The 16,464-nt window shown below is 41.6% G+C and carries 11 protein-coding genes and 3 pseudogenes; 11 read left to right on the forward strand and 3 right to left on the reverse strand.

Annotation, left to right across the window (positions count from 1 at the left end; all coding sequences use genetic code 11):
• The first annotated feature begins 59 nt into the window (after window positions 1-59).
• The 4 genes from purL to ACU8V8_RS01690 all read left to right on the forward strand — a co-directional run bounded on the left by purL (window position 60) and on the right by ACU8V8_RS01690 (window position 7,037).
• Window positions 60-3,944, forward strand: coding sequence for a phosphoribosylformylglycinamidine synthase (gene purL, locus ACU8V8_RS01675; RefSeq protein WP_446888622.1), 3,885 nt, complete (start codon window positions 60-62; stop codon window positions 3,942-3,944).
• Window positions 3,945-4,075: 131 nt separating this feature from the next.
• Window positions 4,076-6,517, forward strand: coding sequence for a YdbH domain-containing protein (locus ACU8V8_RS01680; RefSeq protein ID WP_446888623.1), 2,442 nt, complete (start codon window positions 4,076-4,078; stop codon window positions 6,515-6,517).
• Entirely contained in the window at window positions 6,510-6,692 is a 183-nt protein-coding gene (locus ACU8V8_RS01685; protein ID WP_087533459.1) for a YnbE family lipoprotein, read from the forward strand. The genes ACU8V8_RS01680 and ACU8V8_RS01685 overlap by 8 nt, the downstream gene beginning before the upstream one ends.
• A 9-nt stretch (window positions 6,693-6,701) precedes the next feature.
• The gene (locus tag ACU8V8_RS01690) at window positions 6,702-7,037 is read left to right on the forward strand and encodes a YdbL family protein (RefSeq protein ID WP_446888624.1); all 336 of its coding nucleotides are present in this window, start codon (window positions 6,702-6,704) and stop codon (window positions 7,035-7,037) included.
• A gap of 32 nt (window positions 7,038-7,069) precedes the next feature.
• On the opposite strand, the gene ACU8V8_RS01695 is transcribed toward ACU8V8_RS01690, so the two are convergent.
• On the reverse strand, window positions 7,070-7,630 hold the full coding sequence (locus tag ACU8V8_RS01695; protein ID WP_446888625.1) for a DUF1415 domain-containing protein: 561 nt from the start codon (window positions 7,628-7,630) through the stop codon (window positions 7,070-7,072).
• Window positions 7,627-8,864, reverse strand: a pseudogene (gene waaA, locus ACU8V8_RS01700) (lipid IV(A) 3-deoxy-D-manno-octulosonic acid transferase). The gene ACU8V8_RS01695 and the pseudogene waaA overlap by 4 nt, the downstream one beginning before the upstream one ends.
• Window positions 8,865-9,042: 178 nt before the next feature.
• Here waaA and ACU8V8_RS01705 point away from each other — a divergent pair.
• The 4 genes from ACU8V8_RS01705 to hldE all read left to right on the forward strand — a co-directional run bounded on the left by ACU8V8_RS01705 (window position 9,043) and on the right by hldE (window position 12,623).
• On the forward strand, window positions 9,043-9,936 hold the full coding sequence (locus ACU8V8_RS01705) for a capsule assembly Wzi family protein (protein ID WP_446888626.1): 894 nt from the start codon (window positions 9,043-9,045) through the stop codon (window positions 9,934-9,936).
• Window positions 9,906-10,532: a hypothetical protein gene (locus ACU8V8_RS01710; protein ID WP_446888627.1), complete on the forward strand. Its 627-nt coding sequence runs from the start codon at window positions 9,906-9,908 to the stop codon at window positions 10,530-10,532. The genes ACU8V8_RS01705 and ACU8V8_RS01710 overlap by 31 nt, the downstream gene beginning before the upstream one ends.
• Before the next feature lie 61 nt (window positions 10,533-10,593).
• Window positions 10,594-11,184: an SIS domain-containing protein gene (locus ACU8V8_RS01715; protein WP_446888628.1), complete on the forward strand. Its 591-nt coding sequence runs from the start codon at window positions 10,594-10,596 to the stop codon at window positions 11,182-11,184.
• Window positions 11,184-12,623: a bifunctional D-glycero-beta-D-manno-heptose-7-phosphate kinase/D-glycero-beta-D-manno-heptose 1-phosphate adenylyltransferase HldE gene (gene hldE / locus ACU8V8_RS01720; protein WP_446888629.1), complete on the forward strand. Its 1,440-nt coding sequence runs from the start codon at window positions 11,184-11,186 to the stop codon at window positions 12,621-12,623. Before ACU8V8_RS01715 ends, hldE begins: the two co-directional genes overlap by 1 nt.
• Here hldE and ACU8V8_RS01725 read toward each other — a convergent pair.
• Window positions 12,624-13,345 (reverse strand): annotated as a pseudogene (locus tag ACU8V8_RS01725) (3-deoxy-D-manno-octulosonic acid kinase). It lies immediately after the preceding gene.
• Window positions 13,346-13,472: 127 nt separating this feature from the next.
• On the opposite strand from ACU8V8_RS01725, the gene ACU8V8_RS01730 reads away from it, so the two are divergent.
• The 3 genes and pseudogenes from ACU8V8_RS01730 (at window position 13,473) to ACU8V8_RS01740 (ending at window position 16,447) form a co-directional block, all read left to right on the forward strand.
• Window positions 13,473-14,558, forward strand: a complete 1,086-nt coding sequence (locus tag ACU8V8_RS01730) for a glycosyltransferase family 9 protein (protein WP_446889563.1) — start codon at window positions 13,473-13,475, stop codon at window positions 14,556-14,558.
• Window positions 14,548-15,095, forward strand: a pseudogene (gene gmhB / locus ACU8V8_RS01735) (D-glycero-beta-D-manno-heptose 1,7-bisphosphate 7-phosphatase). The gene ACU8V8_RS01730 and the pseudogene gmhB overlap by 11 nt, the downstream one beginning before the upstream one ends.
• A gap of 155 nt (window positions 15,096-15,250) precedes the next feature.
• Window positions 15,251-16,447, forward strand: a complete 1,197-nt coding sequence (locus tag ACU8V8_RS01740) for a glycine C-acetyltransferase (RefSeq protein WP_446888630.1) — start codon at window positions 15,251-15,253, stop codon at window positions 16,445-16,447.
• Window positions 16,448-16,464 lie beyond the last annotated feature (17 nt).

Here is a 16,464-nt window from a genome sequence, read left to right on the forward strand (position 1 = left end):
TTGCACTATAATAGCCATCTAAAATATCGTTCAATCCCTAACCCCGGATGAAAATACCTATGTTGATCCTTCGTGGTGCACCAGCACTTTCCGATTTTAGAGTTCAGAAAATTTTAGCCCGTTGCCAACAGGCGCAACTTCCAGTCACTAATGTATACGCTGAGTATGCACACTTTGCAGATCTAACCGCACAGCTGTCAAGTGACGAGCAAACTAAGCTTGAGAAGTTACTTACCTACGGCCCAACGATTGCAGAACATACACCCGCAGGCACTTTGGTGTTAGTAACGCCACGCCCTGGCACTATCTCGCCATGGGCTTCAAAAGCAACGGATATTGCGCATAACTGTGGTTTAACGCAAGTTCACCGTGTAGAGCGTGGTATTGCTTACTATGTTGAAGGTGATTTGAACGCTGAGCAAGTTGCTCAAGTTGCGGCACTGCTGCACGACCGTATGACTGAAGCAACGCATAGCTCGCTTGATGCTGCGGCTCAATTATTCCGCACTGATGCACCTAGTGAAATGTCATCTGTTGACATTTTAGGTGGTGGTCGTGAAGCACTTGCCAATGCAAACGTTGAGCAAGGTTTTGCATTAGCGGATGACGAAATTGACTACTTGGTAGAAAACTTCCAAAAGTTAGGGCGTAACCCGAACGACATCGAATTATTTATGTTTGCACAAGCAAACTCAGAGCATTGTCGTCATAAAATATTTAATGCTGATTGGACAATTGATGGCGTAGAACAGCCTAAATCATTGTTCAAAATGATTAAAAATACCTACGAGAAAAACCCTGAAAATGTGTTATCAGCTTATAAAGATAACGCAGCAGTAATGACGGGCTCAAAAGCAGGCCGCTTCTTCCCCAATGCTGAAGGTGAATACGCTTACCATCAAGAAAACATTGAAATCTTGATGAAAGTTGAAACCCATAACCACCCAACAGCAATAGCCCCATTCTCAGGTGCTGCTACGGGCTCTGGCGGTGAAATTCGTGATGAAGGTGCGACGGGCCGAGGTTCTAAGCCAAAAGCTGGTTTAGTTGGTTTTACCGTATCTAACTTACGTATCCCTGGTTATGAACAACCTTGGGAAACTGATTTTGGTAAGCCTGCTCGTATTGTTAATGCCCTTGATATTATGACTGAAGGCCCATTAGGTGGTGCTGCATTTAATAACGAATTTGGTCGTCCAAATTTAGTTGGTTATTTCCGTACTTATGAAGAGCAAGTAACCAGCCATAATGGATTTGAAGTACGTGGTTACCACAAGCCAATTATGCTTGCCGGTGGTTTAGGTAATATTCGTACCGACCATGTGCAAAAAGGGGATATTCCAGTTGGTGCTAAGTTAATCGCTTTAGGTGGCCCTGCAATGAACATTGGTTTAGGTGGCGGTGCCGCTTCATCAATGGCATCTGGTCAATCTAACGAAGATTTAGACTTTGCCTCAGTACAACGTGAAAACCCAGAGATGGAACGTCGTTGCCAAGAAGTTATCGATAAATGCTGGCAACTAGGTGATGCTAACCCAATTGCATTTATCCACGATGTGGGTGCTGGCGGTTTATCAAATGCATTCCCTGAGCTTGTAAATGATGGTGGACGTGGTGGTAAATTCCAACTACGCGATATTCCAAATGATGAGCCAGGCATGGCACCACACGAAATTTGGTGTAATGAATCTCAAGAGCGTTATGTGCTTGCTGTAGCGGTTGAAGATTTTGACCGTTTTGAAGCAATTTGTAAGCGCGAACGTGCGCAGTACGCTGTGATCGGTGAAGCGACTGAAGAGCGTCACTTAACGGTTGCTGATAGTCACTTTGACAACAATCCAGTTGATTTACCGCTAGATGTGTTATTAGGTAAAGCGCCTAAAATGCACCGTGAAGCGAACACGCAAAAAGCAGTGAGTGAAGCGCTTGATACGAGCAAGATTGACATAGCTGAAGCTGCAACTCGTTTATTACGTTTGCCTACGATTGCAGAAAAAACCTTCTTGATCACCATTGGTGACCGCTCTGTAACAGGACTTGTTGCCCGCGACCAAATGGTTGGCCCTTGGCAGGTGCCAGTTGCTAACTGTGCCGTTACTGCAGCAACGTATGACACTTACCACGGTGAGGCAATGTCGCTTGGTGAGCGTACACCAGCAGCATTACTTAATTACGGTGCATCAGCACGTTTAGCTGTAGCTGAATCATTGACTAATATTGCATGTGCTAATATTGGTGGTCTTGAGAATATTAAGTTATCAGCAAACTGGATGGCTGCAGCAGGTCACCCTGGTGAAGATGCGGGCCTTTATGAAGCAGTTAAAGCGGTGGGTGAAGAGCTTTGCCCTGCGCTTGGCTTAACGATTCCAGTGGGTAAAGACTCAATGTCGATGAAAACCCAGTGGGATGAAAATGGCGAGCAGAAATCAGTTACGGCGCCGCTATCTTTGATCATCACTGCGTTTGGTCGCGTTGATGATGTACGTAAAACTGTGACTCCACAATTACGTACTGATAAAGGTGAAACATCACTAATCTTAGTTGACTTAGGTGCGGGTAAAAACCGCATGGGCGCATCAAGCTTAGCGCAAGTTTATAAGCAACTTGGTGATGTAACCCCAGATGTTGACAGCCCTGAGTTATTAAAAGGCTTCTACAATGCAATGCAAGCACTTGTCGCTGACAATAAGTTACTTGCTTATCATGACCGATCAGACGGTGGCTTATTTACCACAGTTGCTGAAATGGCATTTGCGGGTCATACCGGTGTAACTGTAGATCTTGATGGTTTAACGGGCTCTGATATCGAAGCACTTTATAACGAAGAGCTCGGTGCTGTTATCCAAGTTGCTAATAGCGATTTAGTGGCTGTGAATGCGGTATTTGCTGAGCACGGTATTGCTGCTATCAGCCATGAAATTGGTACACTTAATAACGATGATACTGTGGTATTTAATCGCGAAGGTAACACAGTGCTGAGTAATACACGCACTGAGCTCCGTACTATTTGGGCTGAGACAACCTATCAAATGCAAGCGCGTCGTGATAACCCAGACTGTGCTAAGCAAGAGTTTGATGCCAAATTTGATGCAAAAGACCCTGGTCTGAACGTTAAACTCAACTTTGACTTAAACGAAGATGTTGCAGCACCGTACATTGCCACTGGCGCTAAGCCTAAAATGGCTATCTTGCGTGAGCAAGGTGTTAACTCACACCTAGAAATGGCTGCGGCGTTTAACCGTGCCGGTTTTGCTGCGGTTGATGTGCACATGAGCGATATTCTTGAAGGGCGCTTAAGCCTTGAAGAATTTAAAGGCTTAGTAGCATGTGGTGGCTTCTCTTACGGTGACGTATTAGGTGCAGGTGAAGGTTGGGCTAAATCAATTTTATTTAATGATATGGCTCGTGACCAATTCCAAAGCTTCTTTGAACGTTCAGATTCATTTAGTTTAGGTGTATGTAATGGTTGTCAGATGTTATCAACATTGAAAGAGTTGATCCCTGGTACTGAGCATTGGCCACGTTTTGTGACCAATAAATCAGAGCGCTTTGAAGCACGCTTTAGTTTAGTTGAAGTACAAGAGAGTCCATCTGTATTCTTCAAAGGTATGGCGGGTTCTCGTATGCCAATCGCGGTTTCTCACGGTGAAGGCCATGCAGAGTTTGCCAATGATGCAGCTGTTAAAGCAGCCGTTGATTCAGGCACTGTTGCGGTTAAGTTTGTAGATAACCACGGTAACCCAACAACGCAATACCCTAATAACCCGAATGGTTCGCCTGAAGGTATTACCGGTATTACATCGGCAGATGGTCGTGCAACAGTTATGATGCCACACCCTGAACGTGTATTCCGTGCAGTTGCTAACTCTTGGCACCCAGATGAGTGGAAAGAGGATAGCCCATGGATGCGTATGTTTAGAAATGCGCGTAAAAATGTAGGTTAAGCTACATTTATACACACTAGATTCAGAATCTAGTTGTAAAATAAAAGGCTGCATTGTGCAGCCTTTTTTGTCTACACTGTTCAAGGTTCAAGGTTCAAGGTTCAAGGTTCAAGGTTCAAGTTAAGGATAGTATGATCAAACGCATTGCATGGGGAATCGTGTTTTTATTACTGAGTGTTTTAACACTGGGTTATGTATTTCGTATGTCTATAACTCAATGGGCTATAGCCCCCTCTTTGAGTCAATCTGGCGTTGAGTTACATTGTTTAGATTGGTCACTAAATTCAAATGTTAGCTTAAACGTATCTCGAGTATGTCTGACTTACCAAGGCCATCAAATTGAACTTGGCGGTATTGTGGTTGATACAAAAAAAGTAACCGTTGGTCGTGCTAACCTTCGTTTAAATGATAGCGAGAGCGATTCATCAAGTAATGACCCCTTCAAAAAGCTGGCACTTAACTTACCCAAAGGGCGGCCTAAAATTGAGATCAAAAGGCTGTTAATTACCCACCCACAACTTCATGATGAACTGGCGGTTAGCGTTGTTGAAGAAAAGCTAAATACATTTGTGATTTCAGGTGATGTTACAGCCGAGGTAGCGGTCAACAATCATAAAGTTACTGGCCGTTTTAATCTAACTGATGGATTACTAACAAAGATAAAACCTATACCCGCGCTTACACTAAACAGTGAGCATGCATTCACCTTTGACGGATTATCTGTTGATATAAAATCAAGTATAGATACTGAGTTTAGTCAAGAGTTTAGTCAATGCCCTGTGATGCTAAATGCTTTTGGTGATGTAAATACTCACTACCATTTAAATGATAGGAAAGCGTCGTTAAATGCGCAGCAATTAACGAGTTGGGTAACGTTTGACAGTGACTGTTTGGCGCTAGTAAATAATCCAGCACAGCGTGAATTTATAGCTAAGCAGCTACCTTTAAAGTGGCAAATCATGCTGAGTGATACAGTGAAGTTTGAAAATGAACAACTTGTTATGCCGTCAATGTTATTTAACGCTAAAAATAGTGACGCGAAGCTCAGCCTGACCAACCTAGCAATCAATATTCAGCAGCCATTAGAGCAAGTCAAAGGCGATATTAAGCTGTTGTTTATCAGTGAAGACATTGAACATATAGCAGTAAATGCAGCTTTGAATAACTTGGCTATAAATGGGGATTACCAATTAAGCGTTGATGAACTCCCTGGTTTTTTACCCGCATCAGCTCAAAAGTTAACAAGCACAGGTCAATTTAAAATAGCGAATGTTTTACAACTTCAGCAAAATGCGAATATAACCAGCGAGATTGCTTTTGCTGAGCTTAAGTTTGATAAATTAACAGCAAAGGATTACAAGGCACAGTTTACGACTGAACTTGATGATAAACAAAATATAAACGCAAGTTTAAATAGCCAATTACGCTCAGTTACTTATGATCAATATCAACTGCTTGGTGTAAAGAATCAATTATCAGCATCTTCTAGTTTGGCTGTTGGCGAATTATTTGTGGATTTAAACAGTGAAACTAAACTTACTCAATTTAACAGTGATTTTTTAAACCTGAGTAATATTCGCATAAGCTCAAAAGGCCTGCAAAGTCGGGCATTGCAAGCCTCACATCATGTATTTATTGATGGTATCGAATTGGTAGCTAGTCACAATGTATCTGCTGTGGAGCATCCATTTGAGATAACAATTGCAGAGCAAGCGGTGACTAAACTTAACCCTGTTTTACAGCAGTTTGAGCCACTAGCAACGCTGACCGACGGTAGCTTTAATGGCGTTGTTCGCGGAGATGTGAATTTGCAGCAGGCAGACTTTATATTACAAGTAGAGCAGCTAAGTGGCTTATACAACGATTATTTAGCGAAGCACTTTAGCAGCCACCTAACCGGTAGTTACGATTCAGGTCAGCTTAATGTGGCTCCCACTACATTTGAACTAAACGAGTTACGTGCAGGTGCTGTTGTGAGTAACGTGGCAGGTAATCTAAGCGTTGATAACTCAGTTGCACGCGCTTATCAAATAAGTGGTGATGTGTTAGATGGTCGCTTTACTTTGGATAGCTACAGAGTGACTAAAGAAGCTCAGCAGTCTCTGGTCACATTTGAAAATATTGATGCCAGTAAATTAATAACCTTAGATGATAAATCAGGTATTACATTAACTGGTAGAGTGAATGGGCGTTTACCTGTTTACTTGGATCAACAAGGTGTTTCAGTAAGGTCGGGTGAGTTATCAAACCAAGGGACAGGTAAACTAATTATTACTGATAACGCTGCTTTTGATGCAGTTAAAGCACAGCAACAAGAGCTGAGCCCTATTTTAAGCTTATTGGAAGACTTAGACATTCAAGGTTTAAAAAGCAGTGTCGATTTAAAGCCAGATGGTTGGCTATATTTAGGTGTTAATCTAAAAGGTTACAATGAGGCGCAAGCGCAGCAGGTTAACTTTAATTACAACCATGAAGAAAATGTATTTACACTCTTAAGAGCACTACGCTTAAGTGATGAGATTACTCAAAAAGTTGAACAAGAGTATTCAACAAAAGGAACTAAAAATGACTAAATGGCTGGTAATACTTACAGCGCTGGGGTTACTTAGTGCATGTACGCACCGTGTTGAAGTGGCGGCGAAAGAGCCTATCACCATTAACTTAAATGTTAAGGTTGATCATGAAATTCGAGTGAAAGTTGATAAAGAGCTGGATGATCTATTTGGCGATGACAGTGAATTATTCTAAGGAGCAATTATGAGTTTATTAAAAAATAAAAAGTTAAATGTGGTCACACTTTTAAGTGCCGTTTTCTTGTCATTTTCTGCTTGGGCACTCACGTTAGATGATGCAAAAAATCAAGGGCTAGTTGGTGAAGATAGTTCAGGTTATTTAGGTTTAGTGGTGCAAAATGCAGACGCTAAAGCAGTTGTTGATAAAATAAACGCTAAACGGAAAGCTCAGTATTTAAAATTGGCGAAAAAGAACAATTTGTCGCTTGCTCAAGTAGAGGCATTGGCAGCGGCGAAAACCATTGAAAAAACCCAAGCAGGGCACTTCGTTGAAGTAAATGGTGAGTGGGTTAAAAAGTAACTAATAGGTTGATAACTAAGAAAGCCGAAAGTTTATACTTTCGGCTTTTTGCAATTGGCCAATAAGGTTTGCCAAAAATCGATGCCTTTACGGCGCGCTAAGTTGATATTGTGTTCAGGAATTGATTCTGGCTCATTATATTCATCTAACGCCGCGCTCATACTGGCTTCACGGATTAAATGCAAAGTGGGGAAAGGCGACCTATTTGTGTAATTTGCTGCATCGCTTTTATCGCTATCAGCGAATACATAATCAGGATGAAAGTTCGCTATTTGGTATTTACCTTCAAACCCTTGTGCGGCTAGTAAAGCGTTGGCTAAATCAACTAAATCTAAAAACTCTGCAAAATCACTAAAGCCTTGTTCAAACATGATAAGTGTTGTTTCACGTTCAGCTAAGGAATTAAGTTGATTGCACTGTTCAAGCATTTCCATTACCGCATCATCGATGCTGACACTTTGGCTGGTATAATAATGAATACAGTTATTCTCAACTTCTTTACGAGCAAACGGGCAGAAGTTGTATTTGACGATGACATTTGAGACCCACTGACGAGTTTGTAGTTCTGCTAACGTGACGGTTTGATTGTTCATGATTTAATATACTGATTAATTATGGTGAGTGTATTTGCAATAGCGCCTTGGTTACTCATTAGGCATTTATTGGCTTGTATGCCTAGTGCTTTACATAATTCTGGTTCGTTTTCATATAGGCAAAGTTGTTTGTAGAGTTCGTCGCTATTTTTAACTTGCTTACAGCCCCCAAGTTCTACTAGTTCTGGGTAAACATGATTAAAATTATAAGTGTGCGGACCGGTTAATGCCCCTACAGAAAATGCAGCTGCTTCGAGTGGGTTATGACCACCACGTTCAATTAAACTACCCCCGATATAACTTACATTAGCCATACCATATAGGTATTGTAATTCACCTAGGGTATCCGCTAATAATACTTGCTCATTAGCATAATTGTCATCGCTCCTACGGCTAAATGTAAGAGCTGAATCAGTGAGTAGGTCGGCAACGTTATTAAATTGTTCTGGGTGGCGGGGAGCTATAACCAGTAATGCATCCGGCACTTTTTTCAGTAAACGTTGGTGAACATTTAAAATAAGTTCATGTTCAATAGGGTGAGTTGAGCCTGCGACCCAGATAAAGCGTTGCTGATTATAAAGTGACTTTAATTCAGACACTATTTTAAGCTGCTCAGTGTTTGGCTGAATATCAAATTTAATTGAGCCAGTTACTGCTACTTTATCAGGCGCTAAGCCCAGTTCAATAAAGCGTTGTGCGTCTTCTTGGTTATGACTTGCCAGACGTGTTATTGAGTTCATTATCACATGGGTCAGTGGCTTTACTTTATTATAGCCTTGCTGTGATTTTGCTGATAAACGTGCGTTTAATACTAGCACCGGAATGTGCTTTTTTGGCACTGCGCCATTAAATTAGGCCAAAGTTCGGTTTCTAAAATACACAGCGCTTGTGGTTGTATGATTTTTAAGAACCGAGCCGTTGCTGATGGAAAGTCAAGCGGCAAGTAAAGTGCTTGTACGGAGTCTTTAAAGTTATTTTTTATCTGCTCACGGCCTGTAGGAGTATTACAGGTGATAATAATTGCTAACTCAGGGTGCTGCGATTGTAGTTGCTTTATTAAAGGTGTCGCAGCAAGTACTTCACCCACCGAGGCACAGTGAATGAGCAAAGGAGAAGCCTTGTTAGCTTTTACAAACCCAAAGCGTTCAGTAAATTGATGGCGATACGCCTGATTTTTTTTACCTCTTATTGCATATAGATAAAAAATAATCAGTGGGCTTAATAGATAAAGAATAAGCGAATAACAAAAAGCGTGCCATTTTTAAGCCTCAAATAATAAAGGGTCATAATAACGTGGATACCTAATAAGCTAAATATGAAATTGTTAAAAAGCGTTATTTGAGAGAGTTTTGAGTGTTTAGTTTGCCCTAATTTGGTAATATTTGGCCACTTATTAGAAAATGTGTGATGTTATGGAATTCAAATTTATAAAAGCTGCAGTAGTAGCCAGTTTTTTAGCGGGTGCGTTTCCAGCTCTTGCTAGCCCCACTGCTTATTTACCAATTGGCATGGATGCGCAGCTTGATCACCAACTTGATACCTTATTTGCATTAACATCGGGCACGCCGATGGCTAAGCCATATCGCCTTACAGAAGTTGAGGCTGCGTTAAGTAAATTACAAGCTACACAGCCGGCTTTAGTAAGTGCAATTCGTGCTAAAATAAAGCCTTACCAAGGCACTGATAATATCACCCGTGTCGGTGCAAAACTCACAGTTGATACTGATAAAACAGTAAAACTTGCCAATCAACGTGGAGTTAGCTCTGATGAATGGGGGCAGGTATTTTTTGAAGGTATTTGGCGACCGAATGATTACATGCTAATGCAAGTTGGCGCCGATTACCGCGCCAAACAGAACAAATTTACCAACTATAATAGTTTTATTAGCTTTGCCGGTGACGACCTACAGCTAAATATTGGCTATAAGGAGCATTGGTTTTCACCGTTTAAGCAATCAGCGCAAATTATCTCAACTAATGCCCGTACTTCGCCATCAATTTCATTAGGTATGGTGGCGCCAGCGCATAATTGGTGGAACTTTGATTTTGAGCTTTATTACTCTGAGCTTGAGCATGTAGAAAAAGGTATTTTATATCAAGGTGAACTACATGATGGAACGCCAAAACTAGCTGGTACACATATTAGTATTGAACCTGTAAGCGGTTGGAAAATCGGTTTAAACCGCATGATGCAGTTTGGTGGTGGCCCCCGTGAAGTTGACTTTTCTGATGTTGTTAAGGCTTTTTTGACCCCGCAGGCAACGATAACGCAGCCATGGTTGAAGGTGGTAGGGATAATGAGTTAGGTGATCAGTATGTCACTATCACAAATAGCATAAACTTTAATTGGGGGATGCCTGCGGAGTTTTACTTCGAGTATGGCGGAGAAGATACTAAAAACCATAAAAATTACCAGTTTGGTAATACCGTAGCGAATGTTGGTTTATTTTTACCTCAACTCACCAAAGAATTATCATTTAGGTACGAATATACAAATATGCATAGTCTTTGGTATGTGAATCAAGTGTATCCAGTTTATGGGAATACTAAAGGTGGATTTAGCACGGGTCACTTCGCAGCGGATCAACGCTACCTAGAACAGCATTCAGGCAGTACTACACACGTCTACGCTGATGCACCTCCAACACAAGTTCACTCAGTTGAGTTAATGTATAATGATAATTACAGTTCTCTTTGGCGTGCAAAGTTAACCAGCATAGAAAATGAAAGTAATTATCTAAATGAGTTTGGCCAGACAACCGCCGATTATGATAAAGCTATTGAACTACAACTTAGTAATAACCGTCAATGGAAAGAGTATAATATAGAAACCACACTGACGTATGGTGAAGATGTATTTGGTGATGATTATGCTTGGTTATCGGTTGCACTTTTTTGGTAATTAATGGTCTTAAATATCTTTAAGTAATTAAAATACCGTAACAAATTTGAGAGAAATAATTATGTCTAACACTGACTCAGTAGCAGATAGCTACCTTGAAAGCTTAACACGTCATCAAGCTTTGTTTGAAACAATGGAAACGTATCACCCACAAGTGATGCAGTTGCTTGAAGTGTGTCATAGCGTATTGCAAGCCGGTGGTAAAGTCGTGTGGTTTGGTAATGGGGGAAGTGCAGCTGATGCTCAGCATTTAGCTGCAGAGTTTGTTGTGCGTTATAAATTAGAGCGTGGCCCTTTGGCATCCATTGCACTGACAACAGACACTTCGATTTTGACGGCGCATAGCAATGATTACCATTTTGATACCGTGTTTGAACGCCAAGTACAAGCACTCTGCAAGCCTGAAGATTTAGTGATTGGTTTAACAACGTCAGGTACCAGCGCTAATATTAATTTGGCATTGGCAGCAGCAAATGAAATAGGTGCTTACACTGTTGCTTTAACGGGGCGTGATGGCGGTAAAGTAAAAGATATTGCGAAATTACCCATTATTATTAAAGATAATGAAACTGCGCGTATCCAAGAGGCGCACATGTTTATTGGCCATTGGTTATGCGAAGCTATTGATATGGTTGTAGCGGGGCAAGAATAATGGATCTAGGGCTACTGAAAAATCTATCTAACGCTAAGATACTCGTTGTTGGCGATGTTATGCTTGACCGCTATTGGCATGGTGATTCAGGACGTATATCGCCAGAAGCACCTGTGCCGATTGTTAAGGTGAGTAAGTTTGAAGACAAAGCCGGTGGCGCAGCCAATGTGGCGAAAAATATTGCTCGGCTAGATGGCAAAGTTGGTTTGCTTGGTTTAATTGGCGAAGATGAAAGTGGTCAAATTCTCGAAAACATTTTAAATGATGAGCGTATCGATTCGCAGCTTGTCAGTGTGTGTGATTTACCGACTATATCTAAAATGCGTGTTATCAGCCGCCACCAACAAGTTGTTCGCTTAGATTTAGAAGAAAAATTTACCGAGCAGCACAGCCAATTATTATTAAATCGCTTAGAACTTGTTTTAGAGCAGTATGATTTTGTACTGTTTTCAGATTACGATAAAGGTTCGTTGAGTTTAATTCAAAAAATGATTCAAGTGGCTAAAGCTGCGGGGAAAACGGTTCTTATTGATCCTAAATCATCAGATTTAAATCAGTATCGTGGTGCTGATTATATTACTCCTAACTTAAACGAGTTTAAACTTGCTGGTGGGCAAACCGATTCAGAGCAAAGTCTAACGGATAGTGCTAGACAACTCATTAAAGATGCGGGTATAGAGGCAATGCTATTGACTCGCTCTGAGCAAGGTATGTCTTTGATAAGTGCCGATGAAAAGTACGATTATTCGGCGCAACAGCTTGAAGTCAGTGATGTGACCGGCGCAGGTGATACCGTTATCGCAACACTTGCGGTCATGCTAGGGGCGGGTATGCAGCCAAAAGATGCGGTTGAAGTTGCTAATCTTGCAGCAGGCATTGCTGTTAGTAAGCTTGGCGCGGCAACGGTTTCCCCTGAAGAGTTGAGTCGTAACCTTGGTCAGTACTTACAAAAAAATGGTGAGCATTACCAAACACCATTTGATGATGTATTGCAGCATATAGAGTTTGCAAAACAAAATGGTGAAACAATTGTATTTACCAATGGCTGTTTTGATATTTTACATGCAGGTCATGTCCGCTACTTAGCGCAAGCAAAAGCACGAGGCGATCGTTTAGTGGTTGGTTTAAATAATGACGAGTCGATTGCGCGTTTGAAAGGTCCACAAAGACCTATTAACCCGCTTGATGAGCGTGCAATGGTACTGAGTGCATTAGCTTCTGTCGATTGGGTTATTCCGTTTGGCAGCATTGATGAAGATGACACGCCGGCAAAATTAATTGAAAAGATCAGCCCTGATATTTTGGTTAAAGGCGGGGATTACACCGTTGAGCAAATCGCGGGTGCTGAGCACGTATTACGCCACGGTGGTAAGGTCGAAGTACTGGAGTTTTTAGACGGTTGTTCAACCTCTAAAGTGATCAGCAAAATTAAAGCTTAATTATACCTTTAGAGCTGACTGGTACGTTGCGTGTAGCTGCTGCCAGTCACTTTTCTGCCAATGCATTACTGGGTTGCGACCAAGCTCTTTTTCAAACGAGCGTAGTAAGCGCGATATATTTGCTTGCTGCCACTGCTTTTGAACGGGTTTTATCTCACCTCTATCGAAATCAATAATATACACAGCGCCCGTATTGTCGAATAAGATGTTATTAATGTTTAAATCTGCATGATAAACACCTAAGTTATGGAACTGTGCGATGGTGTTGCCAATCATTGTTAACTCATCAGCTGTTAAAGCACGCTTTTTTAATACATCTAGTAAGCTTTGTGCACCCTCTATTGCTTGGGTGATAATATCGCCGCGGTAGATTAAACCGTGCTGAGTAACTTTTGCAGTAATGGGTTTTGGTACGTTGAGGCCCATTTCACAAAGCTTCATCATCAAAGCAAACTCTTGATAAACACGGGTCTTTTCAAGGCCAAGGTATAAGTATTGATCGTTTAAAACTTTACCTATTAAACCGCCGCGCCAATAGTGTCTTAGCACGGCTGTTATTTCGTTATGACAAAAAAACCATGCGGTAGCTCGGCCTTTTTACTGCCGACTATCTTTTCTTGCTGTTGCCAATATTCTGCATCAAACCAATTTAGGCTAATTTGAGCGCTGTACGCAGGGTGGCTCAGAATAATGTGTTGGTTGATTATTTGTTGATTAAACATGGCAAATATACTTTGTAACAGGCAATAACGGTATCTTAACGCGTTTTAATGCCAAGCATAAGTACTTGCAATAGTGAGTGGTTAATTTAAGATCAAGCTCTAGTTAATAATAAAGTGAACAATGCCTGTGAGCCAGACTGCAAACTATTCAGATATCTGTATTTTACGACTTTCAGCAATTGGTGATGTATGCCATGCGGTTTCTGCGGTCCAAGCAATTCAAAAAGCACATCCTAATGCTAAAATTACCTGGGTGATGGGCAAAGCCGAAGCCATGCTATTGGCCGATTTACCAGGCGTAGAGCTTGTTGTGTTTGATAAAAAACAGGGCAAGCAAGCGTTTGAGCAGCTAAAACAGCAATTTAAAGGCCGCAAGTTTGATGTGCTTTTACACATGCAAGTCGCGTTACGTGCAAACCTTGTTGCACGCTGTATTCCGGCAAAGGTTAAAGTTGGATTTGACTGGGCGCGTGCTAAAGAGCTCCACAGCTTATTTATAAACAAACGAATAGAGGCACAACCACAAGCACATGTGTTAGAGGGATTTAAAGGGTTTGCACAAGCAATAGGAGTACCTGACTACCAACCTAGCTGGGCTATGCCGGTGACAGAACAAGATCAAACCGTAGCTGATGAGTTACTCGGGGCAGAGCGTCTTACCAACCCTATTTTTGTGATATCGCCAGCTGCGAGTAAAAAAGAACGTAATTGGTTACCTGAGCGATATGCAGCCCTTGCAGATCATGCACATAGTCAAGGGTTTGAAGTCGTGATCACCGGTGGCCCAACAGAACTTGAAGTTGAGCTGAGTGAGCAAATTATTAGCTACGCTAACGCACCTATATTAAATTTAGTCGGTAAAACTAAGCTCAAACAGTTACTGTGTGTGCTTAAGCGTGCTGCATTGGTGCTAGCGCCTGATACCGGGCCTGCTCATATGGCGGTTACAGTTGGTACGCCTGTTATTGGTTTGTATGCCCACTCTAATCCAAAACGAACGGGACCATATTTGTACCAAAATTATGTGGTTGAGGTTTATCACCAAAATTTATTACAGCAAACTGGCAAAACAGCTGAGCAAGTGGCTTGGGGGATGCGGGTTAAAGGGAGTGATTTAATGGCCCAGATAACCGTTGCAGACGTAACATTAATGTTTGATCTAGTCGTTAAAAAGAGCAGTTGCTCGCAGCTAAGGTTTGCTAATGTTAAATAAAGCGCTTTTTTTAGATCGTGATGGTGTTGTTAATGTTGATCATGGTTATGTGTATGAACCTGAGAAGTTTGAATTTGTCGATGGCGTATTTTCTGCCTGTAAGGCGTTTGTTGATGCAGGCTATAAATTAATTATTGTGACCAATCAATCAGGAATAGGGCGAGGTTATTATACAGAGGCTGATTTTCATGCGCTAAGCAACTGGGTCGTAGCGCAATTTGCAGAGCATGATGTCACTGTCAGTGGGATTTATTTTTGCCCTCATCACCCAAAAAAGCACTTCCTGAATATCTAAAGGAATGTCAGTGCCGCAAGCCAGCACCTGGGATGTTGCTACAAGGTATTGATGAGCACCATATTGATGCTACGCAAAGTATTATGGTGGGTGATAAGCTCAGTGATATGCAAGCCGCAAGTAATGCGAATATTGCAACTAAAGTACTTGTCCGTTCAGGCCAAGCATTTGATACCTGCGCTCTAGCAGCGGCAGATCATATCTGTGACTCTTTAGCTGATTTACCTGCATTATTGTTGTAGCTAAATATAAACTGGCAGCTTAAGTTGTCAGTCTCAATTTATACGATGAACTACAAACAGTGCATTTAGTTGGCTAAACTTTTACAATAGCCACAATTCGTGATCGGCGATTAAATTTACGCTTGATTACCCGTTCAATTATTTGGAGATTTCAGATGAGAGCATCTGCATTTTTTAGCCAACTTCAGCAACAAATTGATGAAGTAAAAGCCGAAGGTCTATATAAAAGTGAGCGAGTGATCACCTCGCAACAACAAGCACAAATTCAAGTTGCCTCTGGTGATAAAGTTATTAACTTTTGTGCGAATAACTACTTAGGCTTAGCTAACAGCCCTGAACTAATTGCTGCCGCACAACATGGTCTTGATGAGCATGGTTTTGGAGTTGCGTCAGTACGTTTCATCTGTGGAACTCAAGATATCCACAAAACGCTGGAACAAAAAATCAGTGAGTTTCTTGAAACCGAAGACACGATTTTATATTCATCTTGTTTTGATGCCAATGCAGGCTTATTTGAAACTATCTTAGGCCCAGAAGACGCTATCATCTCAGACTCTTTAAACCATGCTTCAATCATTGATGGTGTGCGTTTATGTAAAGCCAAACGTTTCCGTTATGCTAACAACGATATGGCCGATCTTGAAAAGCAATTAATTGCAGCGGATGAAGCGGGTGCTAAAACTAAGTTCATCGCAACAGATGGCGTGTTCTCAATGGATGGCGTTATTTGTAATTTAGAAGCTGTGTGTGACTTAGCGGATAAATATGACGCATTAGTGATGGTTGATGACTCTCACGCTGTGGGCTTTGTCGGTGAAAACGGTAAAGGCACGCCAGAGTACTGCGGCGTGTTAGATCGTGTTGATATTATTACAGGTACTTTAGGTAAAGCCCTTGGTGGAGCATCAGGTGGTTATACTTCAGGTAAAAAAGAAATTGTTGAATGGTTACGTCAACGCTCTCGCCCTTACTTGTTCTCAAATTCGCTTGCGCCGTCAATTGTGACAGCTTCAATTAAAGTGCTTGAAATGCTAGCTGATGGCAGTGAACTGCGTGCTAAATTATGGTCAAACGCGAAGTACTTCCGCGAACAAATGGAAGCGGTAGGCTTTACCTGCGCAGGTAAAGACCACGCGATCATCCCTGTTATGCTAGGGGACGCAAAAGTTGCATCAGCCATGGCTGATAAACTCCTTGCTGAGGGTATTTACGTTACTGGTTTCTCATTCCCTGTTGTGCCAAAAGGTCAGGCTCGTATTCGTACGCAAATTTCAGCAGCACACAGTACTGAACAGCTAGATACGGCAATTTCAGCCTTTACCCGCATTGGTAAAGAAATGGGTGTTATCTAATTAATTATTAAACCGTG

It is taken from the genome of Pseudoalteromonas sp. SaAl2 (genome assembly GCF_052947895.1).

Excerpts from the sequence above, each read along its gene's own strand:
- ACU8V8_RS01695 (WP_446888625.1), bottom strand. The coding sequence starts at position 7,630 with ATGAACAATCAAACCGTCACGTTAGCAGAACTACAAACTCGTCAGTGG.
- ACU8V8_RS01705 (WP_446888626.1), top strand. The coding sequence starts at position 9,043 with ATGGAATTCAAATTTATAAAAGCTGCAGTAGTAGCCAGTTTTTTAGCG.
- ACU8V8_RS01710 (WP_446888627.1), top strand. The coding sequence starts at position 9,906 with ATGGTTGAAGGTGGTAGGGATAATGAGTTAGGTGATCAGTATGTCACT.
- hldE (WP_446888629.1), top strand. The coding sequence starts at position 11,184 with ATGGATCTAGGGCTACTGAAAAATCTATCTAACGCTAAGATACTCGTT.
- ACU8V8_RS01690 (WP_446888624.1), top strand. The coding sequence starts at position 6,702 with ATGAGTTTATTAAAAAATAAAAAGTTAAATGTGGTCACACTTTTAAGT.
- ACU8V8_RS01685 (WP_087533459.1), top strand. The coding sequence starts at position 6,510 with ATGACTAAATGGCTGGTAATACTTACAGCGCTGGGGTTACTTAGTGCA.
- ACU8V8_RS01740 (WP_446888630.1), top strand. The coding sequence starts at position 15,251 with ATGAGAGCATCTGCATTTTTTAGCCAACTTCAGCAACAAATTGATGAA.
- ACU8V8_RS01715 (WP_446888628.1), top strand. The coding sequence starts at position 10,594 with ATGTCTAACACTGACTCAGTAGCAGATAGCTACCTTGAAAGCTTAACA.
- ACU8V8_RS01680 (WP_446888623.1), top strand. The coding sequence starts at position 4,076 with ATGATCAAACGCATTGCATGGGGAATCGTGTTTTTATTACTGAGTGTT.
- purL (WP_446888622.1), top strand. The coding sequence starts at position 60 with ATGTTGATCCTTCGTGGTGCACCAGCACTTTCCGATTTTAGAGTTCAG.